Raw genomic sequence first — 25,122 nt, 5'->3', positions numbered from 1 at the left:
CCCTTCTAGGAAGAGCCCCGCCGCAGGAAGGTCCAGGAACGGACGATCTCGCGGGCGGGCGGAGCCTCCTCGGCCTGGAGGCGGTCGAACAGCAGCCGCACCACGTCGGTGTAGTCGTGCCTGAGCGGGCCGACGGTGCTGAGCTGCGGGGTGGTGATGAGACCCTCGTCGATGTTGCCGGCGCCGACGATCGCGACGTCGCCGGGCACGCTCAGCCCGGCGTCCCGCGCGGCCCAGATCGCGCTGATGGCAGCCCGGTCGGAGGCCGCGAAGATCGCGTCGGGGCGGTCGGGAGAGCGCAGGAGCTCGGTGGCGGTCTGGTACGCCGCCACGCGGTCGTCCGCCCCCGAGGTGATGATGCGCTCCGTCACGCCGTGCCGGTCGAGCGCCGTGGTGTAGCCGAGCAGCCTGCCGACCGGCCGGTCCCGGTAGAGCTCGTGGCGGTGCGCCAGGAACGCGATGCGCCGCCTGCCCTGCGCCAGCAGGTGCTCGACGGCCTCCACGCAGGCCTCGGTCTCTGGGGTGCGGACGACGTCGCAGCCCTCGAGGCCGCTCTCGTTGCTCAGCACCACCATCGGCAGGCCGGTGGCGGCGAGCCCGCTGAGCAGGTCGTGCGTGAGGTGGTCGCCGACCACGTTGATCAACGCGCCGTCGGCGATGCCGCCGCGCAGCACGTCGATCGCCGCGTTGGCGCGGGCCTCGGAGTAGACGGCCAGGGCGACCACGGAGTAGCCGCGGGCGTCGGCCATCTCGTGCAGGTCCCTGGCCAGCCGCTCGTCGCTCGGCACGCCGCCGATGGAGCTGAGCACCAGGCAGACCCGCTGGGTGCGGCGCTTGCGCAGGCTCCTCGCGGCCTGGTTGGGGGTGTAGCCGAGCTGCCTGGCGGCGTCGAGCACCCGCTGCCTCGTCTCGGCGGCGACGGGGCGGTCCCGGCCGCTGAGCACGTAGGAGACGGTCGCGACGGACACGTTCGCGAGTTCGGCCACTTGTCGTGCGGTAGGTCTCATGCTAGTCGAATAACATAGCATTTCCGACAGGGATACAAGGTAATTCTCTTCTCCTCATCTCGTGGGAGTAGTCAGGGCGGCTCGAGAGCGGGCCGCTCGGCACCGCTGTGCTGTTAAACGATTAACATCGCCGGTCACCACGACCGTACTCCTTCCCCTCACTACGGATCAACCCGCATTTGAGGATCAGCACGGGGTTGGCGAGCAGATCGAGGAATGTCCGCATCCAGGCGGCGGCGACCGTGCCGTCGATCGGGCGGTGGTCGGCCCACAGCGTCACGCGCATCACGTGGCCGGCTTTGAGCGTGCCGTTCCTGACGGCTGGGGCCGGCCGGGACGCGGTTCGGATGCGGGGCGGGGTTGTGCGGTGCGTGCTTCGTGCTGGTGGACGGACGTTCGGCGGCCGCCTGCGACACGCCGCTGTCGGCCGCCGAAGGACGTGAGGTGGTGACCGTCGAAGGGCTGGCGCCTGGGGACGGCCTGCATCCGGTGCAGCGGGCGCTCCTGAAGGAGCAGGCCGGGCAGTGCGGCTACTGCCTGTCGGGGATGGCGGTCAGCGCCGCCGCCCTGCTGGCGTCGGATTCCCGGCCGAGCGACCCGGCCAAGGCTCGGGTTCGCCCGGTACAAGGGCAACGGCGCCTACTGCGCCGTCGTGGCAGAAGTGGAGGCCGAGCACGACGTACGGGTGCGCCGCCTGACGATCGCCGTGGACGTCGGCCAGGTCGTCAACCCCGACGGGGGTGCGCAACCAGATCGAGGGCGGCGCCACCCAGGCGGCGTCCGCGACCTGCCCCTCACCAGGGAGTCGATTCTCGCCACCATCGAGCGAGCGTGATTGCGGACTCAGCAGACGCCAGGAAGCTCGCAGACCTTCGTCGTCATCGCTGGATGCTCCGAACGCGTTTCACCTCGATCTTTAACAGGCCGAAAAAATCATGTCTTGACCTGGGATGCGGATCATGTCACGCTGCGAGCGAAATGATCTAGTTCCCAAAACTGCCACGAAGGGCCAGGGGAGAATGGGGCATTTATCCACCCTCAGAACGGTTTCGAATTCCTTTGTCCGTCTCGAGGTCGACGACGCGGAAGCCGCCTCGCTGACCCCGTGGACCGGACACGTCCGCTACACCCCGAAGTACGGCGGCCGGGCGACGACCGCCGAAAGCTGGGCCCTCGAACTGGCCCCCAAGTCCTCCCTCGCGGCAGGCGTCAACTCCGTCCGCGGGCGGGAACGTGAGCGCTTCTCGCTGAACGGCGGCGAGGTCGTCGTCTACGACTGCGAGGAACCGGCCGACGCCCGATGGGCCGCGTGGCTGGGCCCGTGGCACATGGCGCATGGGCTCTTCTACGCCCCCGAATGGGAATCGTCCGACATCGTCGACACCTTCAGCCGTGTGACGTGGGTCGACACCCCCGAAGGGCTCACGGCCGACGGCGGCTCGCGCTTCGACGTCTCCACGGAGTTCTACGCGACGTGGATCGCGGGCGTCGGCACCATGATGGTCGAGTCCAAGCAGGCCGGAATCAGCCGGATCCCCAACTGGCGGGGGTACGGCGCGGCCTCGGGCGAGCTGTGGCGGATGCCCGCGCCGCCCACGGGCGATGAGACGCCGTTCCTCCTGGTCACCGAGACCGCCATCGCCACCCTCTACCCCTGGGACGCCCCGAGCGCCGGCCAGGCGAGCGTGTCGGCTCGCGCGGCGGCAGGCAGCGCGGAGACCGCCGCCGGCTTCCTGAGCAAGGTCAAGCGCGTCGAGTGGAAGGCATGACGTGGAGCCGTTGACGGCGGCCGTCATCATCCTGTCCATTCTCGTCATCCTCCTCTTCGCGGCCGGCGCCGGGCTCTATCGGCGGGTCCGCGAACTGGAACTGGCCACCTACAGCGGCGTCGGTGTGCGCCTGACCGCCGGCCCCGACACGCAGGCGAACGGACTGGCCGTTCCCGGCGGCACCACCATGGTCATCAAAGTCAATCGTCGCTGCCCCATCTGCGACGATGTCCTGCTCGCGGCTGCCAAGCTGGCGACCGACCTCCCTCCGGACCTGTCGTTCGCGGTGTTGTCCGACGATCCAGGGTTCGACAAACCCCTGCCCGACGCCATCAGGGTGATCAAGGATCCGGCGACCTGGCGAGCGACCGGCGTGCCGTACACCCCGGCATTCCTCGTCGTGGACGAGAACGGCGTCGTGGGATTCACCTCCCCGGTGGGATCCGGAGAGGCGCTCATGGAGATAGTCGAGCGTGCGCTGGCGAACAGAAAGGAAAAGCAGCTGTGAAGGCCGAAAAGCAGATCTCCATCCTCGATCAGATTCCCAACGCCCACGAGATGCCCGAGCAGGCGTTACCCACCCGTGTGGGCGCCAAGCGGGAAGGGTGGAGCAGGCGGCGCATCCTGGGCCTGGCCACCGGAGCAGCGGTGGCGACCGGGCTGGGCGTCCTCGACCTCCTTCCCTGGTCGAAGCCGCGCGCCGCGTCGGCCGCCTCCTACACCGCATGGAGTACCTGCCACGGCTTCGTCACCGCGAGCCAGGTCTGCTATCCGGCGACCGCCCTGTTCTCCGGCAACTGCTCCGGCACGTGGCACCGCAACGACGGCGGCTCCGGCACCTGCTACAACTTCCGCTACACGCACTACGCCACGAGCTGCGACGGTCACAACGCGTGGAAGTGGACCGGCGGCAGCACCACCAGCACCCGCCGCAAGTGCTCCGACGGCTGGTACGAGTACAACGACTGCGGCGGCGGCCGGGTCTCCCGCTTCTCCATCTGCCGTACGGCGATCTGACCGCGCTCGATGAGCGATTCCACGACCACATCCGTCCGCCTCTTGGTGCCCGGCGTGGCACTGATCGTGGCGGCGGAGGCACTGGTGCTGTCCCTGAGACTCGCGGGCACGGACACCAGGGGCTTCACCTGGCTGGTGGCGGCCCTCGTCGCCGGCTTCTCCCTCTCCGGCTCCGTTTGAAGCCTGAACAGCGCCTGGGTGCTGTCCTCGTCGGTCCGGCGGGGTGCTGATATCGCCGGCTTCATCGCCGGGTTGTTCGCAGGAGCGGGTGCCGTCACGTTCGTGCTGGTGCTCGTCGGATCTGTGCTTCGAGCACCGTTCCCGACGGTGGTTCTGCAGATCCTCGTCGCCACGGCGGCGGTTGTCTTCCTGCTTCGTGAGCTGGATGTGCTCTCCTTCCCGTTGCTCCAGAACGCGCGGCTGGTGCCGCAGTTCGTCACCAGGATCCCCTTCTGGGGCGCCGTGCAGTTCGGCGCCGAGATGGGCACGGGAATGCGCACGTACTCGCCGACGGGGCTGCCGCACATCCTGGCGATCTCGATCCTGTTCCTGGCGTCCTGGGAGGAAGCGCTGCTCGCGGGCGCCGGCTTCGCGGCGGCGCGGGCGTTGATGCTCCTGACGTTCGCCGCGGCACGGGACAAGATGGAGGCGGACACGGCGTTCTACTTCACCCTGCCGAGACTGAAGGTGCTGTTCGTCGTTCTCGCACTGCCCGTAGTGACGATGCTGGTGATCGGATGATCGTCATTGTCACCCGCTACGGGCTGGGCATCCTCCTGGCGCTGGCCGTCCTCGGGAAGGCACGTCACTTCGCCGCCTTCCAGAGCAGCCTGGCGCCCTTCGGGCTCCACGGGCGGATCGCCCAGGTGGGCGCCTTCACGGTGGTGACCGTGGAGGCGCTCGCCGCGCTGACCGCCTTCGCTCCCGTCGGCGACGTGGTCGTGGGCGTGATCGCCACCATTCTGGGCGCGTCTTTCACGGCCGCGCAGACGTATCTCCTGACCGTGGGCGATCAGGCGCCGTGCCTGTGTTTCGGCCGCCGGGAGCGCGCGTCGATGCGCACGTGGGCCCGGGCGGCACTCGTCCTGCTGATGGGATTGACGTTGTGGAGCGTCGCGGCCTGAGAGCCACTCAACCTTTTACCGCGGTCGTTGAGTGTTGTAGATGAGGCGTCCCCGACGGAGGGCTGGGCCCGTGACAGATGACGGCTTTCGCGAGTTCGTGGCCACGCGCGGTCTGGCACTGTCGCGCATGGCCTACCTGGTCACGGGAGACCACGCCCTGGCCGAAGACCTGGTGCAGGAGACCCTGGTCAAGGTCGCGGCACGCTGGCGGAAGCTGACGAAGGAAGGCGACCCGGAGCCCTATGTCCGCAAAGTCCTGATCAATCAGCTGCGGACGTGGCGGCGCCCCCGCCGGCTGGCGTTCGTCCCGACCGCGGACCTCCCCGAGCCGTCGCCGTCCACGGACGAGTCCGCGCAGACGGAGCTGAAGATCGCGCTCTTGCGGGCGCTGAACGTGCTCGGGCGCAAGCAGCGGATCGTGCTCTACCTCAGGTTCTACGAGGACCTCACGGAGAGCGCGGTCGCCGCCGAGCTGGGCTGCTCCATCGGTACGGTCAAACGCCACACCCATGACGCGCTCAAACGCCTGCGCCAGGTGGCTCCGCAACTACTCGAGATGGAGGTGCGCTCGTGAAACCGCCCCTCGGTACCGCCTATGACCAGCTCGACCAGGACGTACGCGACTACGCCGACGCCGGCAAGGCGCTGGCCACGCTGCGCGCCCGCAGAATCCGCAGGGCGGTGATCGCCGGATCGGCCGCCCTCGTGGTGGTCGCCGCCGGAGTCGCCGTCCAGCAGCGCCAGCCCGCCCCTCCGGACGCCGTGGCGACAGTGGCGCCCCCGACGCATGTCGTGGAGCCGCCCGCCCAGGCGCCGCCGCTCCCCGCCACCGGCACCGTCGGGCGGGGCGCCCTGGTGTACACGGCCTGCCAGGGGCAGTGCCCCACCTTCCTGCTGCTCACCGACGGCCGGCAATACCTGCTGGGCGAGCGGACCGTCAATCCGCCGGGCAACATCACGCTCTCCCCTGACGGGCGCTGGCTCGGCCGGCCCGTCAACGGCGGCTACGAAGTCAGGGACCTCCTGGCCGGCGCGGTGCACACACTCCAGCCCCCTGCCGGTGGCGACGCGGACAGCGCCTACAGCCCGTGGGCGTGGTCGGCCGACTCGCAGCGGCTGCTCGTCGGCTACCACGCCAGCGGAAACGTCGGCAGGTACGTGACGCTGGAGCTCCCGAGCGGCCGCACCAGCGAACTCCAAGCACCTTCTGGGCACGAGCCGGTCGGCCTGCTGCCCTCGGGTGACGTCCTTCTCCTCGATGAGGGCAAGCACGACAAGCTGCCACTCGAGCGCGTGACACTCGAGCATTCCGGCCGCCCTGTGACCCTGACGTCCGGAGCGGGCGTTCTCGCCGACACGGACCACGGGTTGTCGATCCAGGTACACGGCGAGCGGGTCTTCACGCTGGAGTACTCCGGCGACCAGATCACGGTCCTGGAGTTCGACCTCACGGGCAAGCCGGTGGCCCGCCTGCCGCTACCGGCCGGCCAGTTCCCGGTCGGACCGGTAGACGGCGCCTTCGCCGTCATCCAGGTCCCCCAGGACCAGTCCAAGGAACGGCAGAAGCTGGAGTACGTCACCCCCTCGGGACGCCGGTTGTTGTTCGAGGTCCCCGGCCAGGCCGCCGTCGTCCTGCCAGGAGGCGCGCGGCACTAGCTCTCGCTCCCTCAAGACACTCGCACGAACTTCACGGCGTCCGCTCGGGCGTTGCCGTTGCTCCGGGTGAGCTTGACCGAGCCGCTCTCGCCCGCCCCGAACGACCAGGTGCCGAGCTTGACCCAGCCTGTGCTTCCGGCCGTGTGGTCCAGGGACTGGGTCGAGGTGCCGCCGCTGTGGGTGACGTCGATCCTGGAGCCGGTGTCGCTGCCGGGATACACGATCTTGTAGATGTAGACGTCGTAGGCGCCGGCGGCAGGCAGCCACGCGCCCCAGGTGGCGGACGCGCCCGGCTCGTTGCTGTAGCGCGAGGTGTTCTCCAGCGTGTGGCCGCGGATGCTGCTGGTCGTCCAGATGCCGGTCTCGGCGTAGCGGTAGGCCGTGGGGCCCTCGTTGTCGGTGTAGCCGTCGCGCTGGTAGTAGCGGAAGTAGTCGAACTGCACCTCACCCGGCAGCGCCGACCTGTCGACGCCTGGGCTGTTCTGCAGGTTGATCGCGATGGTGGTCAGCCAGACGTTGATGAAGTCATGCTGGGTGCAGCAGGTCGGCGAGTAGTTCCCGGTGTACTTCAGCACCCCGTCGACGTAGAACTTCACCTGGGTCTCGGCCCACTCGAAGCCGTAGGTGTGGAACGCGGCCGAGGTGTCGAACCCGGCGTTGTAGTGCCCGCTGCTGACGGTCGTCTTGGTGCCGTCCGGCTTCCAGCCGTGCACGTTGTGGGTCAGGCGTCCCGGCACGTGCGAGTCCATCTCGAACCCGTCGATCTCGGTACGCCGGCCGGAGTGGTAGGTGTTGCTCCCGTCACCGGCCATGGCCCAGAACGACGTGTGCCAGCCGGAGCCGACATTGGTCTTGACCCTGGTCTCGTAGTAGCCGTAGCGGAAGGCCTTCTTGCTGACGAGGCCGCCCCCTGAGTACGCCATCCCGTTATAGGGCTCAGGCTCTTCCTTGAGGTGGATGGTCATGAGTCCGTCGCCGACAGTGACGTTGCCGGGCCGCTGGGCGCTCCAGCCCTTCACGTCGGTGCGGTAGTTCCACTTGCTGGTGTCGACGGACGTGCCGTTGAACTCGTCCGACCACACCATCGTGTAGCCGGCCGGCGCGGCTGCCTGTGCGGTCGCCGGGATCTGCACGGCGAGCAGCGTTAATCCTAGAAGGAGCAGTATGCGTGCGAACATGGAGAACACACCTCTCTGTGGTGTACGGGAGTCCGCCCGGTGGAGACGCGGGAATGGCGGTTCCGCGCGTGTCCGCTGCCGGGCGGCTCTCTTACTTCTGCAGGCCCTTTGCGGTCTCGGCAGCCTTGGCCAGGGCGTCCTTGGCCGACGCCTGGCCCACGAGCACGGCCTGCACCTGCTCGGCGATGGCCGTTTCGATCTGGGCGTATCCGGCGTAGCGCCAGAACGGGTTCGGCGCGGCAGTCTTGGTGATCTTCTCGGTCCATTCGGTGGTGAAGGCGTCGCCGGCCACCTTGGGGTCGCCCAGGCCGGCGGTGGTGGTCGGCGGCAGCTTCACCTTCTCGAAGAAGCCGGCGACGGTGGCGGTGTCGGACGTGGCGAACTTCGCGAAGTCGGCCGCGGCGTCGGCGCCCTCGCCCTCCACCACCACGATCACGTGGCCCCACAGCAACGCCTGCGGCGTGCCGCCGGCGCTGAGCACCGGGCGTGCGAGCGGCTTCATCTTCTCGGTCAGCGACTTGTCCGGCGACTGGCCGGCCACCACGCCCCTGGCGATGATCGCGTCGTCGTAAAAGGCCGCCTTGCCCTGGGCGAACAGCGCGCGGGCGTCGAAGCGGTCCACGTCGGGTGCGATGAGCTTGGCGTCGTACAGCTTCTTGTACCATTCGACGGCCGCCACCGACGCGTCGTCGCCGACGGTGATCTGGTCTCCGTCCAGCAGTGGGCTGCCGAAGGTCTTCATCCACGGCAGGATGTCCTTCAGCTGCGCCGCCTTGGTGGCCGCCGCGTAGGGCACGACGCCGTCGCCCAGCTTGGCCACCTTGTTCAGCGCCGCCTCGAACTCCTCGATCGTGCCAGGCAGCTCCGACACCCCGGCCTTCTCCAGGATCTCGGTGTTGGCGATCAGGCCGATGGAGCCGGTGGTCCACGGCAGTCCCAGCTGCTTGCCGCCGAACTGCCCGCTGGACAGCCCCACCTCGGTGTAGCCGCCCTGCGCCGCGTGCGCCGACAGGTCGCGCAGCTTGCCCAGCGAGGCCAGCGCCGCCAGCCAGGCGACGTCGAGCTGTACGGCACCGCTGAGCCGGCCGCCCCTGATCTTCAGGGTGACCTGGTTCAGATACTCGTTGTACGGGAACGAGGCCGTGTTGATCGTGACTTTGCGGGCCGAGGCATAGGCGTCCACGATCGCCTGCACGGCGGCCTTCTGTGCCTCCTCGTTCAGCGACCAGGAGGTGAAGCCGAAGGTCTTGGCGGCGGCGTCACCCGAAGGCCGGGCCGTGCCGCCCCCGGTGGCGTCTGGGGCGCAGGCCGACAGGGCCGTGACGCCCAGCGTGGACAGGCCGAGGAGGCGCAGGACATCCCTGCGGTTCATGGGGGGCATCGGTTTCTCCTCTTAGGAGGGTCAGCCCTTGACGGCGCCGGCCGTCAGCCCGCCGACCAGGTATCGCTGCAGGAACATGAACGCGGCGATGACCGGGAGCGAGACGACGAAAGACGCGGCCATCAGGTCTGGCCAGGCGGTTTGGAACTCCCCGAGATAGGTGTGCACCAGCCCGGGTGGCAGGGTCTGCCGCTCGGGGTCGGCGAGGGTGAGGGCGAAGATGAAGTCGTTCCAGGCCCGGACGAAGGCGAACAGGCCGGCGGCGACGAGACCGGGGGCGGACAGGGGGAGTGCGACCTGGTGCAGGGTCCTCCAGCGCGAGGCGCCGTCGATGGCCGCCGCCTCCATGAGGGAGCTGGGGACGGTGTCGAAGATGCCCTTGAGCATCCACACGCACAGCGGGAGCGTGAACGTGGTGAAGCTGAGGATCAACGCGGTGTAGGCGCCCAGCAGGCCGGTGGCGCTGAACAACGCGTAGAGCGTGATCAGCAGCAGCGCCTGCGGGAACATCTGCGAGGCCAGCACCAGATGCATCAGCGAGGTGCGTCCCCGGTATCTGAACTTGGAGAACGCGTAGGCCATGTAGGCCGAGACGATCACGCTCAGAACCGCTGTGATCAGCGAGACGACGACGCTGTTGACCAGGTAGCCGAACAGCTTCTCGTTCTTCGCCAGGTTCACGAAGTGCTCGAGTGTGATCTCGGTCGGGATCAGGGACGGCGGGAAGCTGAACGCCTTCTCGTCGGGGGTGAAGGCCGTGACGAGCAGCCAGTAGATCGGCGCCAGCCCGAAGAGCCCGATGACTCCCACGGCGACCCAGGCCGCGACCCTGGATCTGACCACGTCAGGCCGCCGCCGAGTCCGGACGGGCCGGACGAGGGCCGCCGTGCGGGAGGGAGTGGCGGTGACGGTCATCGGACGTCCTCCTTCTCATGGCGCAGGTAGACGGCCACGAGGATGAGGAGCAGGAGCATCCAGAGCCCGCCCAGGGCAGTGGCGTGGCCGAGGTCGAAGCCCTTGAAGGCGGTGTCGTAGACGGCCACCGCGAAGGTCTTGGTGGCGCCCGCCGGTCCGCCGCCGGTCAGCACGTAGATGGTGTCGAAGTGCTGGAAGTTCCAGATGAACTCCAGCAGGAACACGATCCCGGCGATCCCCTTCATGTGCGGCACCGTCACCGACCAGAAGCGGCGGATCGTGCCGGCGCCGTCCACGGAGGCGGCCTCGTGCAGTTCCTTCGGCATGGTCTGCAGCCCGGCCAGCAGCATGACCATCATCCAGGGGAAGCTCGCCCAGGTCTTGGTGACGATCACGGCCAGCATGGCCGTGTCCGGATCCCCGAGCCAGCTGAAGTGCGTCCCGAGGATGCCGTTCAGCACCCCGTAGTTCGCATTGAAGATCCAGAGCCAGAGGAACGACACCACCACACCGGGGATGACCCAGGGGAAGAGGAAGAGCCCGCGCAGGACGCCGCTGCCGCGAATCCCCGCGTTCAACGCCAGGGCCAGCGCGTAGCCCAGCACGAAGGGGGCCACGGTGGCGCCCACCGTGAAGATCATGGTGTTCCTGAACACCGGCAAGAAGTCCCCGCCCAGCACGTCGGCGAAGTTCGCCAGGCCCACGAACAGCCGTCCCGGCCGCACCAGACTCTGCTCGAAGAACCCCGTCACCAGCGCCGACACCAGCGGATACGCGATGATCGCGCCGAACAGCGCCAGCCCGGGCAGCATGAGCAGCCAGGCGAACTGGGCGTCGGACAACCGTCTCATCGCGCGCCCGCCAGGTACATCGGCCCCACGTATCCCAGCGCGATGCTGATCGAGTCGGCCGTCTCGATCACCGTCCGGGCCAGTTCCGCCTCCCGAGCCGGCAGGTCGATGGCGGACAGCGGGCCGGAGATGGAGATGGCCGCGGCGATCCCTCCCGTCTGGTCCCTGATCGGCGCCGCCACGCAGGCCCGCCCGAAGGCGAGCTCCTCCACCTCGGTGGCGTAGCCCCGCGCCGCGCACGCGGCCAGTTCCTCGTCCAGCTTCTGATGCGTGCTGATGGTGTGGGAGGTGAATCCGTACATCGACGGCAGCAGTGTCCTGCGCTCCTCAGCGGTCAACGCCAGCAGCAGGCACTTGCCGATGCCGGTGGCGTACAGGGGCTTGCGCTGCCCGGTCAGCACGAAGGACCGCGGCGCCAGCCGGCCCTCGAAGTTCAGCAGATAGAACATCGAGTCGCCGCGGCGTATCGCCACGTTCACTCCCAGGCCGAGCGCCGCGGCCAGGTCCTGCGCCACCTGGCGCGCTTCACGGTGCACCGGGTGCTGGTTCAGCGCGACGCCGCCGAGGGTGATGGGCGCCGTGCCGAGCCGGTAGAGCCCGCTCACCTCGTCGCGCTCGACGAACTCCAGCGACTCCAGCGTGGCCAGCAGCCGTGAGGCGGTGGAGGTGCCGAGCCCGGTCGCCTTGGCGACGTCCGACACCCGCAGCTCGGGCCGGCCGGACAGGAACGCGCGAAGGACCGCGGCGGCCCGCTCAACGCTCTGATTACTGCTCTGTTCGGAAGCCAACCTAGCTCCATTGCAATTGTTTTGCGATATGTGGGATGGTTACGCACATGTTGCAAGGGCGTCAACCCCCGTCCATCACGGAGGTGCGTTGCCATCCGATAAAGATCCGCCATGTGGACGCGTATCTGGGCACCCCCGCCGTCGAGGACCGCTACTTCGTGCGGCCGCCGTGGAAGTCGCTCTATTCGGCCCGCTTCGAGACCCTGCTGGTCTCCGTGACCTGCGCCGACGGCACCACGGGGTGGGGCGAGGCGCTGGCCCCGGTGGGACCCGAGATCCCCGCCGCCGTCGTGGAGCGGCTGCTGGCGCCGGTTCTGATCGGCGAGGATCCCACGCGGGTGCGGCCGCTGTGGCATCGGCTGACCGGGCTCATGCGCGAGCGCGGGCACCTCACGGGGCATCAGGCCGACGCCCTGGCCGCGGTGGACATCGCGCTGTGGGATCTGTGCGGCAGGCTGACCGGCCTGTCCGTGGCCCAGTTGCTGGGCGGGGCGTTCCGTGAGGTGATTCCCGTCTATGTGAGCGGCCTGCCGCGGCCGAGCGACGCCGAGCGCGTCCGGCTCGCGCAGGAGTGGGCGGCGAAGGGTGCGACGAAGGTGAAACTGCACCTCGGCTACGGCGTCGACAAGGACCTGTCCACGGTGGACGCGGTGCTGTCCACCGGCCTCGGCGTCGCGGTCGACGCGCACTGGGTCTATTCGCCGCCCGAGGCCGTGCGGCTGGCGCGGGGCCTGGCCGAGCGGGGCGTCCTGTTCCTGGAAGCCCCGCTGGCGCCGGAGGACGTCGAAGGCCATCGCGACCTGTGCGCGCGTGCCGCGTTGCCCATCGCGGTGGGCGAGACGCTGCGCCATCGGTACGAGTTCGCCGACTGGCTGGGGCGCCGGGCGCTGCATCTGGCGCAGCCGGATGTCGGCAGGACCGGCATCACCGAGCTCATGGCGATCGGGGAGCTGGCCGCCGCCCACCATGTGCCGGTCGCGCCGCACCACTCCACCGGACTGGGAGTGGCGCTGGCCGCGGGTCTGCAGGTCAGCGCGGCACTGCCGAATCTGGCGTGCTTCGAGTACCAGCCAACCACCTGTGAGGTGGCGTCCAAGATTCTGCGAAACCCGCTTGCAGGTGATGCAACGGGATTCCCGTTGCCGGCCGGACCGGGTCTCGGCGTGGAGGTCGATCGTGACGTCGTTACCGCTCTCGCGAAGGAGTCATAAGTGACCTTGTCTGGACTTATCCCGATCTTGGCCACGCCGTTCACCCAGGAGGGTGAGCTGGATGTGCCGAGCCTGCGGCGGCTGGCCGAATGGCAGCTCGCGTCGGGCGCCGACGGCGTCGCCGTGTTCGGCATGGCCAGCGAGGGCTTCGCCCTGACCGCTACGGAGCGGGCGCGCATCCTCCGCGAGGTGCGCGAGGTGGTGCAGGACGCTCCCGTGGTGGCCGGTGTCGGCTCCACCAGCACGGCCACGGCGCTGGAACAGTCCCTGGCCGCAGTGGACGGCGGGGCCGACGCCTTGATGGTGCTGCCGCCCTACCTGGTCAAGCCGTCCGGCGGACAGCTGATCGACTTCTACGGGGAGATCGCCGCCCGGTGCCAGGTGGACATCATGGTGCAGGACGCTCCCGGCGCCACCGGCGTGAGCATGCCCGAGTCGCTGATCGTGGAGCTGAGCAAGCTGGACGGGGTCACCTCGGTCAAGGTGGAAGCCCCGCCGACAGCCCCCAAAGTGGGTGCGGTGGTGGCAAAGGTCGCCTCGTCCTTCGCGGTGTTCGGCGGCCAGAACGCGCTGTTCTGCATGGAGGAATACGCGCGCGGCGCGATCGGCACCATGCCGGCCTGCGAGTTCACCGATCTTCTCGCCCCCATCCTGCACGACTGGCGCTCCGACGACGCCGCGGTGTCCTTCACCCGGCTGCTCCCGCTGATCCGCTTCGGCATGCAGCCGGGCATCGCCTGGGCGGTGCACAAGGAGGTGCTGGTCCGCCGCGGCCTCATCGACTCCGCCACCGTCCGCCTCCCCGCCCAGGCCCTGGATGCGGACAGCCGCGACGCGCTCGACCGCATCCAGCGCGTGCTGGGATGGTGAGCGGCATGCCCCATGCCGACGACCGGCCGGACACGCGGGCTCCGGAACGCTCACGGCCGGGGCGAGGCCGCGGGGTGCTGCTCGCCGGGGGCAACTCGCCCATCGGCCTGGCCATCGCACGGGCCTTCGCGGACGAGGGCGATCATGTCTTCGGCGTCGGGCTCCAGCCCTGTGACGACCCCGCCTTCACCGGCTTCCAGACGGCCGACTGCTCGGACCCCGGGCAGGTGAACACGCTGGTCACTGCCGCCATGGAGGTGCTGGGCAGGCTGGACGTGCTGGTGGCGGCGACGGCGGCGATGCCGGTGGCCTCCGTGGCGGCGACGTCCGACGAGCAGTGGCGCAAGGCGATCGGTTCAACGCTGGACGCGGCGTTTCACCTGTGCCGTGCGGCTGTGCCGTACATGACGGACGGCGGCGCGATCGTCGCGGTGGGATCGGTGAACTCGTTCCTGCACGCACCCGGGCTTCCGGCCTACTCCGCGGCGAAGGGTGGGCTCGATGCGCTGATCAGGCAGATCGCCGTGGAGTACGGGCCGGGAGGGATCAGGGCCAACATCGTCTCACCGGGGCTCATCGGCGGTGCGGACCTGGACGGGGCGGCCGAGGGTTACCCGCTGTGCCGCACCGGAACGCCGGAGGAGGTGGCGGCCGCGGTGGCGTTCCTGGCCTCACCTGCGGCCTCCTTCATCACCGGAGCGACCCTCCCGGTGGACGGCGGCCTGTCCATCGCCTCCCCCGCCGCCTTCCTGCGGCCCGACCTAAGAGCAAGGTTTCTGTGAAGTCCGCCGCTTCGCAGGTGCCGGGATCTCAGGCGAGCGGGCCGGTGCTGCCCCGGGCCGTGAGCCTGGCCGGTTCGGTCTCGACGTCGGGCACGGGGTCACCGTGGATGAGGGAGAGCAGATGGCGAGCGGCGGCCGACCCCAGCGCGGGGACGTCGCGTCGCACCGCGGTGAGCGCCGGGCGGACGACCTGCGCCAGCGGCGAGTCGTCCCACGCGACGAGGGACAGGTCGTCGGGCACGCGCAGGCGCATCTCCTGAGCGACGGACAGTCCGGCGACGGCCATGATGTCGTTGTCGAAGACGATCGCGGTCGGCCGGTCGGGAGAGCTGAGCAGGCGACGGGTGGCGCGCCCGCCCTCCTCACCGGTGTAGTCGGTGTAGTGGGTGACGCATTCGGGCAGGCCGAGCCGGGCGCAGGCGGCGGTGAACGCCTCGTCTCGCACGGTGGTGTGCACCAGATGCGGCAGCCCCGCGACGCGGCCGATCCTGCGGTGGCCCAGCGCGGCGAGGTATTCGACGGTCTCATGGACGGGGGCGCTCTCGTCGGAGTGCACCGATGGCAACGAGCCGACGCCGGGTTGCCCGCCGATCACCACGGCCGGCATGCCGATCTGCTCCACCACGGGCAGGCGCCGATCGGAGACGTGCACCTCCACCAGGATCGCGCCGTCGATCCGGCCCTCCGCCCACCAGCGGCGGTAGACCTCGATCTCGGCGTCCTGATCGTCGGCCATCTGCAGCATCAGCGCGCACGCGTGCGGCTTCAGCGCCGTCTCGATCCCGCTGAACAGCTCCATGAAGAACGGCTCGGCGCCCAGAACGCTCGGCGGCCGGGACAGGACGAGGCCGACCACGCCCGCGCGGGCGCCGGTGAGCGCGCGGGCGGCGACGCTGGGACGCCAGCCCATCTCGTTGGCGACCTTCAGCACCCGCGCCCGCGTGCTCTCCGACACGCCGGGGCGCCCGTTGAGCGCGTAGGACACGGCGCCCTGGGAAACCCCCGCCCGTTGGGCGATGTCCGCGATAGTGGGCCGCTTCACGGGCAAACCCTACCCGGCCGTACGAGCCCGCTCATGCCGCTCACCCTTTGAGCCCGGTGAAGCCGATGCCGCGCACGATGTGGCGCTGGAAGGTCAGGAACAGCAGAAGCGGCGGTACGATCGCGACGAGCATGCCGGCGATCACCTGGTTCTGCTCGGCGGTCTCGGCCAGGCGGGGCAACGCGACCGCCAGCGGCTGGCTCTCGGCGTCGGAGATGGCGACCATCGGCCACAGGAAATCCTTCCATGCGTCCATCACGGCGAGCAGCGACACCACGGCCAGGATGGGCCGTGACATCGGCATGACGATCTGCCAGAACAGCCGGATCGGTCCCGCCCCGTCGACCTGGGCGGCCTGATACAGCTCGCTGGGCAGCGCGTCGAAGAACTGTTTCATGATCAGCACGTTGAAGGCGTGCGCCCCCGCGGGCAGCCACACGGCCCATGGGGTGTCCACCAGCGACAGGTCCAGAACGGTCAGGTAGAGGGCGACCAGGGACACCGTCCCAGGAACGAACAGCGTGGCCAGCACCGCGCCGTAGACCAGGCGGCCGAAGCGGGGCCTGAGCACCGAGAGCGCGAACGCGCCGGTGGCGGCCACGACCAACTGCACCAGCCACGATCCGCCGACCAGCACGACGGTGTTGAACAGGTAGTGGCCGACCCGCAGCTCCGTCCACGCCGCCGTGAGGTTCTCCGGCTGCAGCGAGGAGGGCCACAGCCGCAAGGGCTCGCGGAGCAGGTCCTGGGTCGGCGACAGGGCGCCCTTGGCCGTCCACAGGATCGGACCCAGGCCGACCGCCAGCGTGGCCAGCAGCAGGACTCCCTGGGTCAGCCGCAGGGACCACCGCACGCCCGTCCGCCGCCGGTCGACGTCCGAGACGATGCCTCTGGCGCGGGCGTCGCTCATGCGCTGCTCCATTTCCTCGTCAGGCGCAGGTAGACGGCGGAGATGACGCCGAGGGCGACCGCCAGGAGCACGCCGAGCACCGCCGCGGTGCCGTAGTCGCCGTAGACGAACGCGTACCGGTAGATCAGCAGCAGGATCGTCACGGTGGAGTCCTCCGGGCCGCCGTCGGTCAGCACGAACGGCTCGGTGAAGATCCGGAACGTGCCGATGATCTGCAGCAGCAACATGATCAGCAACACGCCGCGCAGGTGCGGCAGCGTGACGTGCCAGATCCGCCGCCAGATGGAGGCGCCGTCGATCTCCGCCGCCTCGTACAGCTCGCCCGGCACGGAGGACAGCGCCGCCAGGTAGATCAGCACCGTGGAGCCCGCGGCGGCCCACGTGGCTTCGAGCACCAGGCTCGGCATGGCGGTCGCGGTGTCCTGCAGCCAGGGGTACGGCCCCAGCCCGAGCGTGCCGAGTGCCTGGTTGAACAGGCCGTGATCAGGGTCGTAGAACCACTTCCACATCAGCACCGCCACCACGGGCGGCACCGCGACCGGCAGGTACACCAGCACCCGGAACAGGCCGCCCAGCCTGCGCAGTTCGGACATCACCACGGCCAGGACGATCGGCACCGGGAAGCCGAAGAGCAGCGCCAGCAGCACGAACCAGACCGTGTTGCGCACCGTGATCCACAGCAGCGGGTCGGCCAGCAGTGCCGCGAAGTTGTCCAGGCCTGCCCATTCCGGCGGATCGACCAGGTTGGTGTGCTGGAAGCCGAGCAGCACGCTGCGCAGGATCGGCCACCAGGCGAAGAGGAAGAACACGGCGACCATGGGCAGCATGAACAACCAGCCCGCCGGCCGGAAGGGACGACGGCGCGCGGGACCGGTCGCCCTCGGGGCGGCCCGGTCCCGCGTCCTCGCTGTTTGCAGGGTCGTCACCGCTGGGCCCTGTCGAGCGCGGCGGCGGCCTTCTCCTCCGCCTTGCGCAGCTCGCCGGCCGGGTCGGCGTCCCGCCGCGTCAGGATTGCCTGCACCGCGGTGTCCAGCGCTGCGTAGGTGTCCTGGCCCGCGACGGCCGGCTCGGTGACGAACTCCTGCGCGGCCACGCCGGTCTCGTAGGGCCTGAAGTTGGCGACCGGCACGTTGGCGTGCTTGCGCTCGGCCTCGATGACCGGCTTCGCCACGGTCTCGCCGTACAGGGAGACGTAGGGGAAGCCGATGGGCACCTGGTCGGCGGCCTTGGCCGCGGCCACGCTCGCCGCGAACTGCGGATCGTACTTCGGCTTGAGGTGGTAGAAGTCGATCCACTTCACCGCCGCGGCGCGCTCGGCGGCTGTGGCCTTGGGGCTGACCACGGCCACCTTCCCACCGAGCAGGGTGGCGGGTGTGCCTCCGGACGGCAGGGCGGCCATGCCGAACACCTCGGGCGTGCCGCCGAACTGGGTGGCGAACTCGGTGTACGAGCTCGGCGTGGCGATCATCATGGCGACCTTGCCGGCGGCGAAGTCCTTGGCGAGGTCGGCGGCGTTGCGCAGGTGCTGGGTGCCCATGGAGTCGTCCTCCCAGCGCATCGCCTTGAGCAGGCCGAGCACGCCGCGGGCCGGCTCGGTGTCGAAGGTGGCCACGGCCTTGCCACCGGCTTCCTGCTGGAGACGGCCGCCGAAGGTGTAGGTCATCGCGGTGAAGATCCAGCCTCCGGTGTTGTTGGTGGCCGGTACGGCGAAGCCGGGCACCCCGGTCTTCTTGGTGATCGCACTGGCCGCGGCGCGCACTTCCTCCCACGTCTCCGGCGGCTTGTCGACGTCCAGGCCGGCCTTGCCGAACAGCTCCCTGTTGTAGACAAGGCCGAGGGCGAACTCGCTGGTGGGCAGGCCGTAGATGCGTCCGGCCTGGTCGGTGGCCGGCGCAAGCGCCCGCTTGTCGAACTCGGTCGCGTGTGGCAGCTTCTCGACCTCGCCGGTGATGTCGGCGACCTGACGCCGCTTCACCATGCCCACCGGCTCCGTGAGCGGGACCTGGAAGACCGTCTCGAGCTGCCCGCCGGCCAGGCGGGCGGCGAAGATCTTGGCCTCCCATTTGGACTCGCGCGGCTCGATGTCGATGCCCGGGTTGTCCTTCTCGAACGCCGCCACCTGGTCGAGGAACTGCTGGCGCACGTTCTGCTGGGTCGTGGGCGGCAGGTCCGCGACGGTGATCAGCGTCTTGCCGGCGGCGGGCTCGGATGAGGAGCCGGATGAGCAGCCGGCGACCGCGGCGACGGCGAGCACGGCGGCGAACAGGCCCGGCAGTCGTTCTCGCATGAGAGCTCCGTTCAGGGGGTGGGCCTTCTTTACATGGCCGTCACTGTGCATTAACGAGGGGCTGGCTGTCAATAGGTATATGAAGCGCCTCATAAAACGAAGATGCCCAGGTGAACTGGGGGGTTGACGCAATCGTGTGCCGATCATATGGTCCGATTGCTTATGCGCTTAAGTTACGTCCTTCGACCTGAGGAGATCATGTGAGCGTGTACCGCCCGCTGGACCACGGCTGGACCGTGACTGCCGTCGCGGCCGGGTCGCCTGTCGAGCGCGTGCCCGCCACCGTTCCCGGCTGCGTGCACACTGACCTGCTTGCCGCCGGTCTCATCGACGATCCGTATCTGGACGACAACGAGGACCGGCTGGCCTGGATCGGCCGCACGAGCTGGCGGTATGAGACCGAGTTCGCCTTCGGCGGGCCCGGCGACGTCCAGGCCGACCTGGTGTTCGAAGGGCTGGACACGGTCGCCACCGTGTCGCTCAACGGCGTCGAGCTCGGCGCCACCGCCAACATGCACAGGACCTACCGCTTTCCCGTCCGCGATCTGCTGCGCACGGGCGGCAACACACTGGCCGTCGACTTCGACTCCCCCTATGCGCACGCCGAGCGGCAGCGCGCCGCGGCCGGCGACCGCCCCGGGCCCTATCCCGCGCCCTACCAGTTCATCCGCAAGATGGCCTGCAACTTCGGCTGGGATTGGGGCCCCGCCCTCGTCACCGCCGGCATCTGGCGGCCCGTCGGCCTGCACACGTGGAGGATCGCGAGGCTCGCCGAGGTCCGCCCCGAGATCACCCTTGACGGGCGCGACGGTGTGGTCCGGGTCCACGTGGCGGTGGAGCGGGCCGCAGACGTCCCCCTCACGGTGACCGCCGCGGTGGCCGGTACGGTCGCGGCCGCGTCGCTGGCGGCGGGCGAGCACGAAGCCGTGCTGGAACTACGGGTACGGGAACCCGGCCTGTGGTGGCCGCGCGGCCACGGCGCACAGGCCAGGCATCCGCTCACCGTGACGCTGGAGCAGACCGGGGAGACCTGGACGCGCCAGGTGGGCTTCCGCTCGATCCGGCTGGACACCTCACCCGACGCGGCGGGATCGGCCTTCACCCTCGTCGTCAACGACGAGCCGGTCTTCGTACGTGGCGCCAACTGGATACCCGACGACTGCTTCCCCACGAGGACGACCCGCGATCAGCTGGCCGAGCGGTTCGCCCAGGCATGCGAGGCCAACGTGAACCTGTTGCGGGTGTGGGGCGGCGGCCTCTACGAGAGCGACGACTTCTACGACTTGGCCGACGAGCTCGGCCTCCTGGTCTTCCAGGATTTCCCGTTCGCCTGCGCCGCCTACCCGGAGGAGGAGCCGCTCTACTCCGAGGTGGCGGCCGAGGCATGCGAGCAGGTGGTGCGCCTGGCGCCGCACCCGAGCCTGGCGTTGTGGATCGGCAACAACGAGAACTTCCTGGGCTACGCCGACTGGGGCTGGGAGGAGCGGCTCGAGGGCCGCACCTGGGGGGCGGCCTACTACCTGGACGTGCTGCCAGGCATCGTCTCCGAGCTCGACCCGGCCAGACCGTACTGGCCCGGCACGCCGTACTCCGGGGACCTGGGCCGCCATCCCAACGCGCCCGAGCACGGGACCGTGCACATCTGGGATGTGTGGAACGAGCGGGACTACCTCCACTACGCCACCTGGCGGCCCCGTTTCGTGGCCGAGTTCGGCTTCCAGGGCCCGCCGACCCACGCGACCCTGCGCCGCGGCAGCTCCCAGGATCCGCCGGTCTCCCACCAGAAGGCGGCGGACGGCGACGCCAAGCTGCTGCGCGGTCTGGGAGATCACCTGCCTCGGCCGCGCTCCTTCGACGACTGGCACTACCTCACCCAGCTCAACCAGGCCCGCGCGGTGACCTTCGGGATCGAGCGATTCCGTGCGCTCATGCCGTACTGCATGGGCGTGATCGTCTGGCAGCTCAACGACTGCTGGCCGGTCACCTCCTGGTCCGTCGTCGACGGCGAGGGCCGCCGCAAGCCCGCGTGGTACGCCCTGCGCCGTGCGTACGCCGACCGCCTGCTGACCGTCCAGGACGGCGACGTCGTCATGATCAACGACAGCCCCCACCCCTGGTCGGGCGAGCTGGAACTGGTCCGCCACAGTCTCTCCGGCGAGCCGCTGGCCAAGGAGTTCTTCCCGGTCAGGGTGCGGCCTCGCGGCGTGACGCGGGTCCCGCTGCCCGTCCCGGCCGAGCCGGAGGCCGAGGTGCTGGTGGCCGTCCTCGGGGAGGTCCGGGTCGTGCACTTTTTCGCCGAGGACACGGCGATCGCGTTCCCTCGGGCCGAGTTCGAGGCGGAGGTGCGTCCGGTGACGGACGGCCACCTCGTCACGGTCACCGCCCGGACGGTCCTGCGTGACCTGGCGCTCTTTCCCGACCGGCTCGATCAGGACGCGACCGTGGACGACATGCTGATCACATTGCTGCCCGGGGAGCGGGCCGTCTTCCACGTGCGCGGATCCCGGGATCTCGACCCTGCCGCGCTCACCTCGGCTCCCGTGCTGCGCTGCGTCAACGACCTGAGGTAGGACGAATGGGACTCGACGCGTACGTGGCAGAGCTGGACGCCCGCTACGAAGCGGACGTCCACATGCCCTGGTCCCTTTTCACGGGGAACGAATACCACACGCGCCTCCGCAGAGGGACCCGCGTCCACCAGACCAAGGAGGCCGCCGACTACGCCATCGCGCTGCTGCGACTCGGCAGGGCCGACCGTGCGGCCGAAGTGCTGGACGCGCTGGCCGGCCTGCAGGTGACCGATCCCCTTTCCGAGCACTACGGGATCTGGGGATGGTTCCTGGAGGAGCCACCCGGGCAGATGGCACCGGCCGACTGGAACTGGGCGGACTTCATCGGGGTACGGCTGGCGCAGGTCCTTGCCGTCCACGACACGCTGCTCGACCGCGGCGTGCGCGAACGGGTGCGCGCCGCTCTGCGCCACGCCGCGCTGGCGATCTTCCGGCGGAACGCCGACCCCGGCTACACCAACATCGCGGTGATGGGTGCGGTGACCACCGCCGCGGCGGCCGAGATCCTCGACCTGCCCTTCCTGCTCGACTTCGGCCGGCGACGCCTGCGCGCCGTGCTCGCCCTCCACGACCGGAACGGAGGGTTCACCGAGTACAACTCCCCCGCCTACGGGCGGGTCGTCCTGGAAGAGCTGGAGCGGGCCGCGCTGATCGTGGCCGACGACGGCTTCCGCGCCGCCGCCGAGGAGCTGAGGCGGCGCACGTGGGCAGCTCTGGCCGAGCGCTTCCATCCGGGCACCGGCCAGCTCGCCGGGCCGATGAGCCGCGCGTACCACGACTGGCTCCAGCCGGACCTCGCGGCCTATCTCACCGCGCAGACCGGGGCACCGATCCAGGTCAGGGAGAAAGGGACGGGTGCCCCGCTCCTCGTACCGCCCCTGCCCTGCCCGCAGGAGATCGCCGAGCGGTTCAGCGCCCTCACGGAGGCGCCGGTCCAGCTCCGCACCCGCTTCACCGCGACCACCACCGGCACCTCATGGCTCGCCGAGGACGCCTGCCTGGGCTCCGCCGACGAGGAATGCGCATGGGTTCAGCGCCGTCCGCTGCTCGGATACTGGCGGACGCCCGAGGATCCCGCAGTTGTCCTGCGTGCCCGGATGCTGCTCAACGGCCACGACCTGAGCGCCGCCTGGTGCCGCCAGCATCAGGACGGCCCGCGCGTGCTTTCCGCCTGGTGGCTCAGCTACGACTCCGGCGACGTCCACCCCGAGCTCGACCGCCCGCCCGGCAGCGTCTTCCACGTCAGCGACCTGCGGCTGCGCGTCTCATTACAAGGCCGTGGAGCCACGGTGCGCGAGCCGCGCGACGGCGTGTTCGCGCTGATGGCCGGAGAGCGCCAGGCCGTCGTGCACACCGTGCCCGCGGAGTTCGTCGGCATCGCGAGCACGTGGCGGGCCAGGGAAGGGGACGGGGCGGCGGGCGCGGAAGTCGTGCTGTACTCGGGTCCCTCCGTGCCCGTCGACTTCCACCAGGCCAGGCTGCACGCCGCCTTCGCCCTGGAGCTGATCCAGGCGGGACGGCAACCCCACACCGCTGCCCTGACCGCCTCACGCGAGGCGGCCGCCACCATCCGCTGGAGCTGGGACGGCCTGACCGTGTCCACCCCGATCGACCCGACACCCTTCGACCGGTAACACCCGCGGCAAAGGAGTTCACGTCCATGTACCCGATTTCGCGACGCAACCTGGTGCTCGGCGTACCAGCCCTGGCGATGGCCGGCGTCCTCGCCGGACGGCAGTCGGCCGCCGCCGGCACGGTGCTGGTCGACCGGTACGGCCAGTACCTCTACGAGGACTGGCCGGGCAAGGTCACCTCGGACGAGCAGTTGAAGCGCGAGTACGCCGAGGAACTGGCGAGACTGTCCGGGATCACCTTCGACACCATCACCTACGACCGGTACGGCGGCCTGAAGAGGCTGGGCCGTCGTGCCGCCACTGGATATTTCCGGCTGGAGAAGGTGAACGGACGCTGGTGGTTCGTCACGCCCGACGGTCACCTGTTCTTCCTCAAGGCAGTGGACGCCTTCTCGCCTGACGAGTGGGGCTACGGCACCCTGTACAAGAACGCCGACGGCAGCCCCAGGGAGCTCTTCCAGGAACTGCCCGACCCCGGCCGGTTCGCCGCCGCGTACGCCGTCGTCGAGCAGGGGTTGCACACGGTGAGCTTCCTCAAGGCCAACCTGATGCGGAAGTACGGCGACGACTACCGGGACAGGTGGCGCGACATCAGCAGGCGCCGGATGATCGATTGGGGGTTCAACGCGCAGGGCAAGTGGCATCGGGATCCGGCCGTGCTCATGCCGTACATCGAAAGGGCCCCCACCCCCGTCGACGTCATCAGGGTGAGATGGGGCATCGACCCGTTCGACCCCGACTTCTCCGCCAAGCTCGATCGCGCCTTCGACGACTTCGGCCTGCGGCGCTTCCGCGACGATCCATGGTTGATCGGGTACTTCTTCGAGAACGAGCGCGGGTGGAACCGTGACGTCGTGGCCGAGGTGGTGCGGCAGGATTCGGGCCTGCCGGCGAAGCGGGCTTTCATCGCCTACCTGGAGGAGACGTACGCGGACCTCACTCGGGTCAACGACCTCCTGGGGACCGACGCCGGCTCGTTCCGCGAGCTCACCGACATCGCGATCGACATCGCCAGGGTGCCCGCACAGGACGTGCGGGCGTTCATCACCCTGGCGTCGAAGACGTACTTCAAGAAGGTACGCGCCGCGATCAGGCGGCAGGACCCGCACCATCTGTTCCTCGGCTCGTCCCTGGTGCCGACGTGGCGGACCAGCCCCGAGTGGAACGTCGGCGGGATCGAGCACCTCGACGCGATCTCCTTCGACTGGTACTCCAGGAGCGCCGACTACCTGCGGCAGTACGAGGTCCACGACAAGCCGATCGTCAACATCGAGTTCTCCTTCTGCTATCCGAGCAGGGGCCTCACCTCGCACAACGCGGGGATCACCGCGACCGGCATCGCGAACCGCGGCGAGCTGTTCCGGGCGTTCGTCGAGGCGCAGGCCAAGAGCCCGGTGTTCGTGGGGTACGCCTGGTTCGTCCACTACGACCAGGCGGTGACAGCGAAGCCGGGCGCCACCGAGTCGTTCAACATGGGCCTGCTGAACCAGCAGGACCAGCCGTACCACGAGATGACCGACATCATGCGCCTGACCAACAGGGACCTCGAAACGGTCCACCTGCGCGGCTCCGACGGCTTGTAAAAGGCGGAGGGCCGACGTACCGTTCGTAAAGTACGTACTTGACGAACGTCATGAGGTTTACGCCGATGGATCCTCGGGAGAGCGAGTTCGTCGACCGGATGGGACTGATCATGGAGCGTCTCGGCGGGACGCGGACGATGGGCCGGCTGTATGCGTGGCTGCTCATCTGCGACCCGCCTGATCAGTCCCTCACCGATCTGGCGGTGGAGCTGGGCGTGAGCAAGACGGCGATGAGCACGGTCGCCCGGCAGCTGGAGCTGACCGGGATGATCGAGCGCGCGCCCACTCCGAAACGGGAGCACCGCTACCGAGTGGTCAGCGGCGGATGGACGCACGTCATGCAGGTCCAACTGGCCGCCGTGCGGCAGACACTGGACGTCCTCGACTTCGGACTGTCGGCCATCGAAGGAGACCGTCCCGAGCAGCGGGGACGGCTGGAGGAGACCCGGAAGTTCTTCGCCTTCACCGTGCAGGACGCGGACGAGATGCTCCAGCGCTGGGAGAAATATCGGGATAAATCGGATTGACCGGCCACCAAACCCACAAG

The 25,122-nt window shown here is 69.4% G+C and carries 27 protein-coding genes and 1 pseudogene; 17 read left to right on the top strand and 11 right to left on the bottom strand.

Annotated features, from left to right (window positions below):
- Nucleotides 1-5: 5 nt before the first annotated feature.
- Nucleotides 6-986: a LacI family DNA-binding transcriptional regulator gene (locus tag EDD27_RS03740; protein ID WP_241563849.1), complete on the bottom strand. Its 981-nt coding sequence runs from the start codon at nt 984-986 to the stop codon at nt 6-8.
- A gap of 142 nt (nt 987-1,128) precedes the next feature.
- Complete coding sequence (locus tag EDD27_RS03735; RefSeq protein WP_127931083.1) at nt 1,129-1,356, bottom strand: 2-oxo acid dehydrogenase subunit E2; 228 nt, start codon at nt 1,354-1,356, stop codon at nt 1,129-1,131.
- A gap of 29 nt (nt 1,357-1,385) precedes the next feature.
- On the opposite strand from EDD27_RS03735, the pseudogene EDD27_RS58540 reads away from it, so the two are divergent.
- From EDD27_RS58540 to EDD27_RS03695, 10 genes and pseudogenes are all read left to right on the top strand, one after another.
- A pseudogene (locus EDD27_RS58540) lies at nt 1,386-1,595 on the top strand (2Fe-2S iron-sulfur cluster-binding protein); the annotation flags it as partial.
- A 64-nt stretch (nt 1,596-1,659) separates the two neighbouring features.
- A complete protein-coding gene (locus EDD27_RS56270) occupies nt 1,660-1,842 on the top strand; it encodes a hypothetical protein (protein WP_241563847.1) in 183 nt (60 codons plus the stop codon).
- Nucleotides 1,843-2,026: 184 nt separating this feature from the next.
- Nucleotides 2,027-2,776: a hypothetical protein gene (locus tag EDD27_RS03725; protein ID WP_127931082.1), complete on the top strand. Its 750-nt coding sequence runs from the start codon at nt 2,027-2,029 to the stop codon at nt 2,774-2,776.
- A gap of 1 nt (nt 2,777) precedes the next feature.
- Nucleotides 2,778-3,284 carry a hypothetical protein gene (locus tag EDD27_RS03720; protein WP_127931081.1) on the top strand — a complete coding sequence of 169 codons (507 nt, stop codon included), beginning with the start codon at nt 2,778-2,780 and terminating at the stop codon, nt 3,282-3,284.
- Nucleotides 3,281-3,793: a hypothetical protein gene (locus EDD27_RS03715; protein ID WP_127931080.1), complete on the top strand. Its 513-nt coding sequence runs from the start codon at nt 3,281-3,283 to the stop codon at nt 3,791-3,793. Before EDD27_RS03720 ends, EDD27_RS03715 begins: the two co-directional genes overlap by 4 nt.
- Before the next feature lie 54 nt (nt 3,794-3,847).
- The gene (locus tag EDD27_RS57620; RefSeq protein WP_277750688.1) at nt 3,848-3,973 is read left to right on the top strand and encodes a hypothetical protein; all 126 of its coding nucleotides are present in this window, start codon (nt 3,848-3,850) and stop codon (nt 3,971-3,973) included.
- An 18-nt stretch (nt 3,974-3,991) separates the two neighbouring features.
- The gene (locus EDD27_RS03710) at nt 3,992-4,534 is read left to right on the top strand and encodes a hypothetical protein (protein WP_127931079.1); all 543 of its coding nucleotides are present in this window, start codon (nt 3,992-3,994) and stop codon (nt 4,532-4,534) included.
- A complete protein-coding gene (locus tag EDD27_RS03705; RefSeq protein WP_127931078.1) occupies nt 4,531-4,917 on the top strand; it encodes a MauE/DoxX family redox-associated membrane protein in 387 nt (128 codons plus the stop codon). Before EDD27_RS03710 ends, EDD27_RS03705 begins: the two co-directional genes overlap by 4 nt.
- A gap of 70 nt (nt 4,918-4,987) precedes the next feature.
- Nucleotides 4,988-5,491: a SigE family RNA polymerase sigma factor gene (locus tag EDD27_RS03700; RefSeq protein ID WP_241563846.1), complete on the top strand. Its 504-nt coding sequence runs from the start codon at nt 4,988-4,990 to the stop codon at nt 5,489-5,491.
- Nucleotides 5,488-6,573 (top strand): hypothetical protein, encoded by a 1,086-nt coding sequence (locus EDD27_RS03695; protein WP_127931076.1) that lies wholly within the window; start codon nt 5,488-5,490, stop codon nt 6,571-6,573. Before EDD27_RS03700 ends, EDD27_RS03695 begins: the two co-directional genes overlap by 4 nt.
- Nucleotides 6,574-6,584: 11 nt before the next feature.
- Here the strand turns inward: EDD27_RS03695 and EDD27_RS03690 are convergent, their stop codons facing one another.
- From EDD27_RS03690 to EDD27_RS03670, 5 genes are all read right to left on the bottom strand, one after another.
- On the bottom strand, nt 6,585-7,751 hold the full coding sequence (locus EDD27_RS03690) for a glycoside hydrolase family 16 protein (protein WP_127931075.1): 1,167 nt from the start codon (nt 7,749-7,751) through the stop codon (nt 6,585-6,587).
- A 91-nt stretch (nt 7,752-7,842) separates the two neighbouring features.
- Nucleotides 7,843-9,132: an ABC transporter substrate-binding protein gene (locus EDD27_RS03685; RefSeq protein ID WP_127931074.1), complete on the bottom strand. Its 1,290-nt coding sequence runs from the start codon at nt 9,130-9,132 to the stop codon at nt 7,843-7,845.
- 21 nt (nt 9,133-9,153) lie between these two features.
- Entirely contained in the window at nt 9,154-10,047 is an 894-nt protein-coding gene (locus EDD27_RS03680; protein WP_127931073.1) for a carbohydrate ABC transporter permease, read from the bottom strand.
- Nucleotides 10,044-10,898 (bottom strand): carbohydrate ABC transporter permease, encoded by an 855-nt coding sequence (locus tag EDD27_RS03675; protein WP_127931072.1) that lies wholly within the window; start codon nt 10,896-10,898, stop codon nt 10,044-10,046. Before EDD27_RS03675 ends, EDD27_RS03680 begins: the two co-directional genes overlap by 4 nt.
- A complete protein-coding gene (locus EDD27_RS03670; protein WP_127931071.1) occupies nt 10,895-11,686 on the bottom strand; it encodes an IclR family transcriptional regulator in 792 nt (263 codons plus the stop codon). The genes EDD27_RS03675 and EDD27_RS03670 overlap by 4 nt, the downstream gene beginning before the upstream one ends.
- 113 nt (nt 11,687-11,799) lie before the next feature.
- On the opposite strand from EDD27_RS03670, the gene EDD27_RS03665 reads away from it, so the two are divergent.
- From EDD27_RS03665 to EDD27_RS03655, 3 genes are read left to right on the top strand one after another with little or no spacing between them, the layout of a single operon-like run.
- Nucleotides 11,800-12,897: a mandelate racemase/muconate lactonizing enzyme family protein gene (locus EDD27_RS03665; protein WP_206641222.1), complete on the top strand. Its 1,098-nt coding sequence runs from the start codon at nt 11,800-11,802 to the stop codon at nt 12,895-12,897.
- Nucleotides 12,898-13,767 carry a dihydrodipicolinate synthase family protein gene (locus EDD27_RS03660; RefSeq protein ID WP_127931069.1) on the top strand — a complete coding sequence of 290 codons (870 nt, stop codon included), beginning with the start codon at nt 12,898-12,900 and terminating at the stop codon, nt 13,765-13,767.
- A 5-nt stretch (nt 13,768-13,772) separates the two neighbouring features.
- The gene (locus EDD27_RS03655; RefSeq protein ID WP_206641221.1) at nt 13,773-14,549 is read left to right on the top strand and encodes an SDR family NAD(P)-dependent oxidoreductase; all 777 of its coding nucleotides are present in this window, start codon (nt 13,773-13,775) and stop codon (nt 14,547-14,549) included.
- A 28-nt stretch (nt 14,550-14,577) separates the two neighbouring features.
- On the opposite strand, the gene EDD27_RS03650 is transcribed toward EDD27_RS03655, so the two are convergent.
- From EDD27_RS03650 to EDD27_RS03635, 4 genes are read right to left on the bottom strand one after another with little or no spacing between them, the layout of a single operon-like run.
- Nucleotides 14,578-15,591 (bottom strand): LacI family DNA-binding transcriptional regulator, encoded by a 1,014-nt coding sequence (locus EDD27_RS03650; protein WP_127931067.1) that lies wholly within the window; start codon nt 15,589-15,591, stop codon nt 14,578-14,580.
- A 40-nt stretch (nt 15,592-15,631) separates the two neighbouring features.
- On the bottom strand, nt 15,632-16,501 hold the full coding sequence (locus EDD27_RS03645) for a carbohydrate ABC transporter permease (RefSeq protein ID WP_206641220.1): 870 nt from the start codon (nt 16,499-16,501) through the stop codon (nt 15,632-15,634).
- Nucleotides 16,498-17,427 (bottom strand): carbohydrate ABC transporter permease, encoded by a 930-nt coding sequence (locus tag EDD27_RS03640; protein ID WP_241563845.1) that lies wholly within the window; start codon nt 17,425-17,427, stop codon nt 16,498-16,500. The genes EDD27_RS03645 and EDD27_RS03640 overlap by 4 nt, the downstream gene beginning before the upstream one ends.
- A complete protein-coding gene (locus EDD27_RS03635; protein WP_164903464.1) occupies nt 17,424-18,788 on the bottom strand; it encodes an ABC transporter substrate-binding protein in 1,365 nt (454 codons plus the stop codon). The genes EDD27_RS03640 and EDD27_RS03635 overlap by 4 nt, the downstream gene beginning before the upstream one ends.
- 200 nt (nt 18,789-18,988) lie before the next feature.
- Here EDD27_RS03635 and EDD27_RS03630 point away from each other — a divergent pair, with 200 nt between their 5' ends.
- From EDD27_RS03630 to EDD27_RS03615, 4 genes are all read left to right on the top strand, one after another.
- A complete protein-coding gene (locus tag EDD27_RS03630) occupies nt 18,989-21,358 on the top strand; it encodes a glycoside hydrolase family 2 protein (protein ID WP_127931064.1) in 2,370 nt (789 codons plus the stop codon).
- Nucleotides 21,359-21,363: 5 nt separating this feature from the next.
- Nucleotides 21,364-22,992, top strand: coding sequence for a hypothetical protein (locus EDD27_RS03625; protein WP_127931063.1), 1,629 nt, complete (start codon nt 21,364-21,366; stop codon nt 22,990-22,992).
- A gap of 26 nt (nt 22,993-23,018) precedes the next feature.
- Nucleotides 23,019-24,575, top strand: coding sequence for a hypothetical protein (locus EDD27_RS03620; protein ID WP_127931062.1), 1,557 nt, complete (start codon nt 23,019-23,021; stop codon nt 24,573-24,575).
- 65 nt (nt 24,576-24,640) lie between these two features.
- Nucleotides 24,641-25,102 (top strand): GbsR/MarR family transcriptional regulator, encoded by a 462-nt coding sequence (locus EDD27_RS03615; RefSeq protein ID WP_127931061.1) that lies wholly within the window; start codon nt 24,641-24,643, stop codon nt 25,100-25,102.
- Nucleotides 25,103-25,122: the final 20 nt, after the last annotated feature.

This window comes from Nonomuraea polychroma (assembly GCF_004011505.1).
GTDB lineage: Bacteria > Actinomycetota > Actinomycetes > Streptosporangiales > Streptosporangiaceae > Nonomuraea > Nonomuraea polychroma.
The sequence above is the reverse complement of the archived record's forward strand: the minus strand, read 5'-3'. Positions and strand labels throughout refer to the sequence as shown.

Coding starts and splice junctions, on each gene's coding strand:
- EDD27_RS03620 (WP_127931062.1), top strand. CDS start 23,019: ATGTACCCGATTTCGCGACGCAACCTGGTGCTCGGCGTACCAGCCCTG.
- EDD27_RS03705 (WP_127931078.1), top strand. CDS start 4,531: ATGATCGTCATTGTCACCCGCTACGGGCTGGGCATCCTCCTGGCGCTG.
- EDD27_RS03645 (WP_206641220.1), bottom strand. CDS start 16,501: ATGAGCGACGCCCGCGCCAGAGGCATCGTCTCGGACGTCGACCGGCGG.
- EDD27_RS03685 (WP_127931074.1), bottom strand. CDS start 9,132: ATGCCCCCCATGAACCGCAGGGATGTCCTGCGCCTCCTCGGCCTGTCC.
- EDD27_RS03725 (WP_127931082.1), top strand. CDS start 2,027: ATGGGGCATTTATCCACCCTCAGAACGGTTTCGAATTCCTTTGTCCGT.
- EDD27_RS03675 (WP_127931072.1), bottom strand. CDS start 10,898: ATGAGACGGTTGTCCGACGCCCAGTTCGCCTGGCTGCTCATGCTGCCC.
- EDD27_RS03625 (WP_127931063.1), top strand. CDS start 21,364: ATGGGACTCGACGCGTACGTGGCAGAGCTGGACGCCCGCTACGAAGCG.
- EDD27_RS03635 (WP_164903464.1), bottom strand. CDS start 18,788: ATGCGAGAACGACTGCCGGGCCTGTTCGCCGCCGTGCTCGCCGTCGCC.
- EDD27_RS03615 (WP_127931061.1), top strand. CDS start 24,641: ATGGATCCTCGGGAGAGCGAGTTCGTCGACCGGATGGGACTGATCATG.
- EDD27_RS03680 (WP_127931073.1), bottom strand. CDS start 10,047: ATGACCGTCACCGCCACTCCCTCCCGCACGGCGGCCCTCGTCCGGCCC.
- EDD27_RS03690 (WP_127931075.1), bottom strand. CDS start 7,751: ATGTTCGCACGCATACTGCTCCTTCTAGGATTAACGCTGCTCGCCGTG.
- EDD27_RS03655 (WP_206641221.1), top strand. CDS start 13,773: ATGCCCCATGCCGACGACCGGCCGGACACGCGGGCTCCGGAACGCTCA.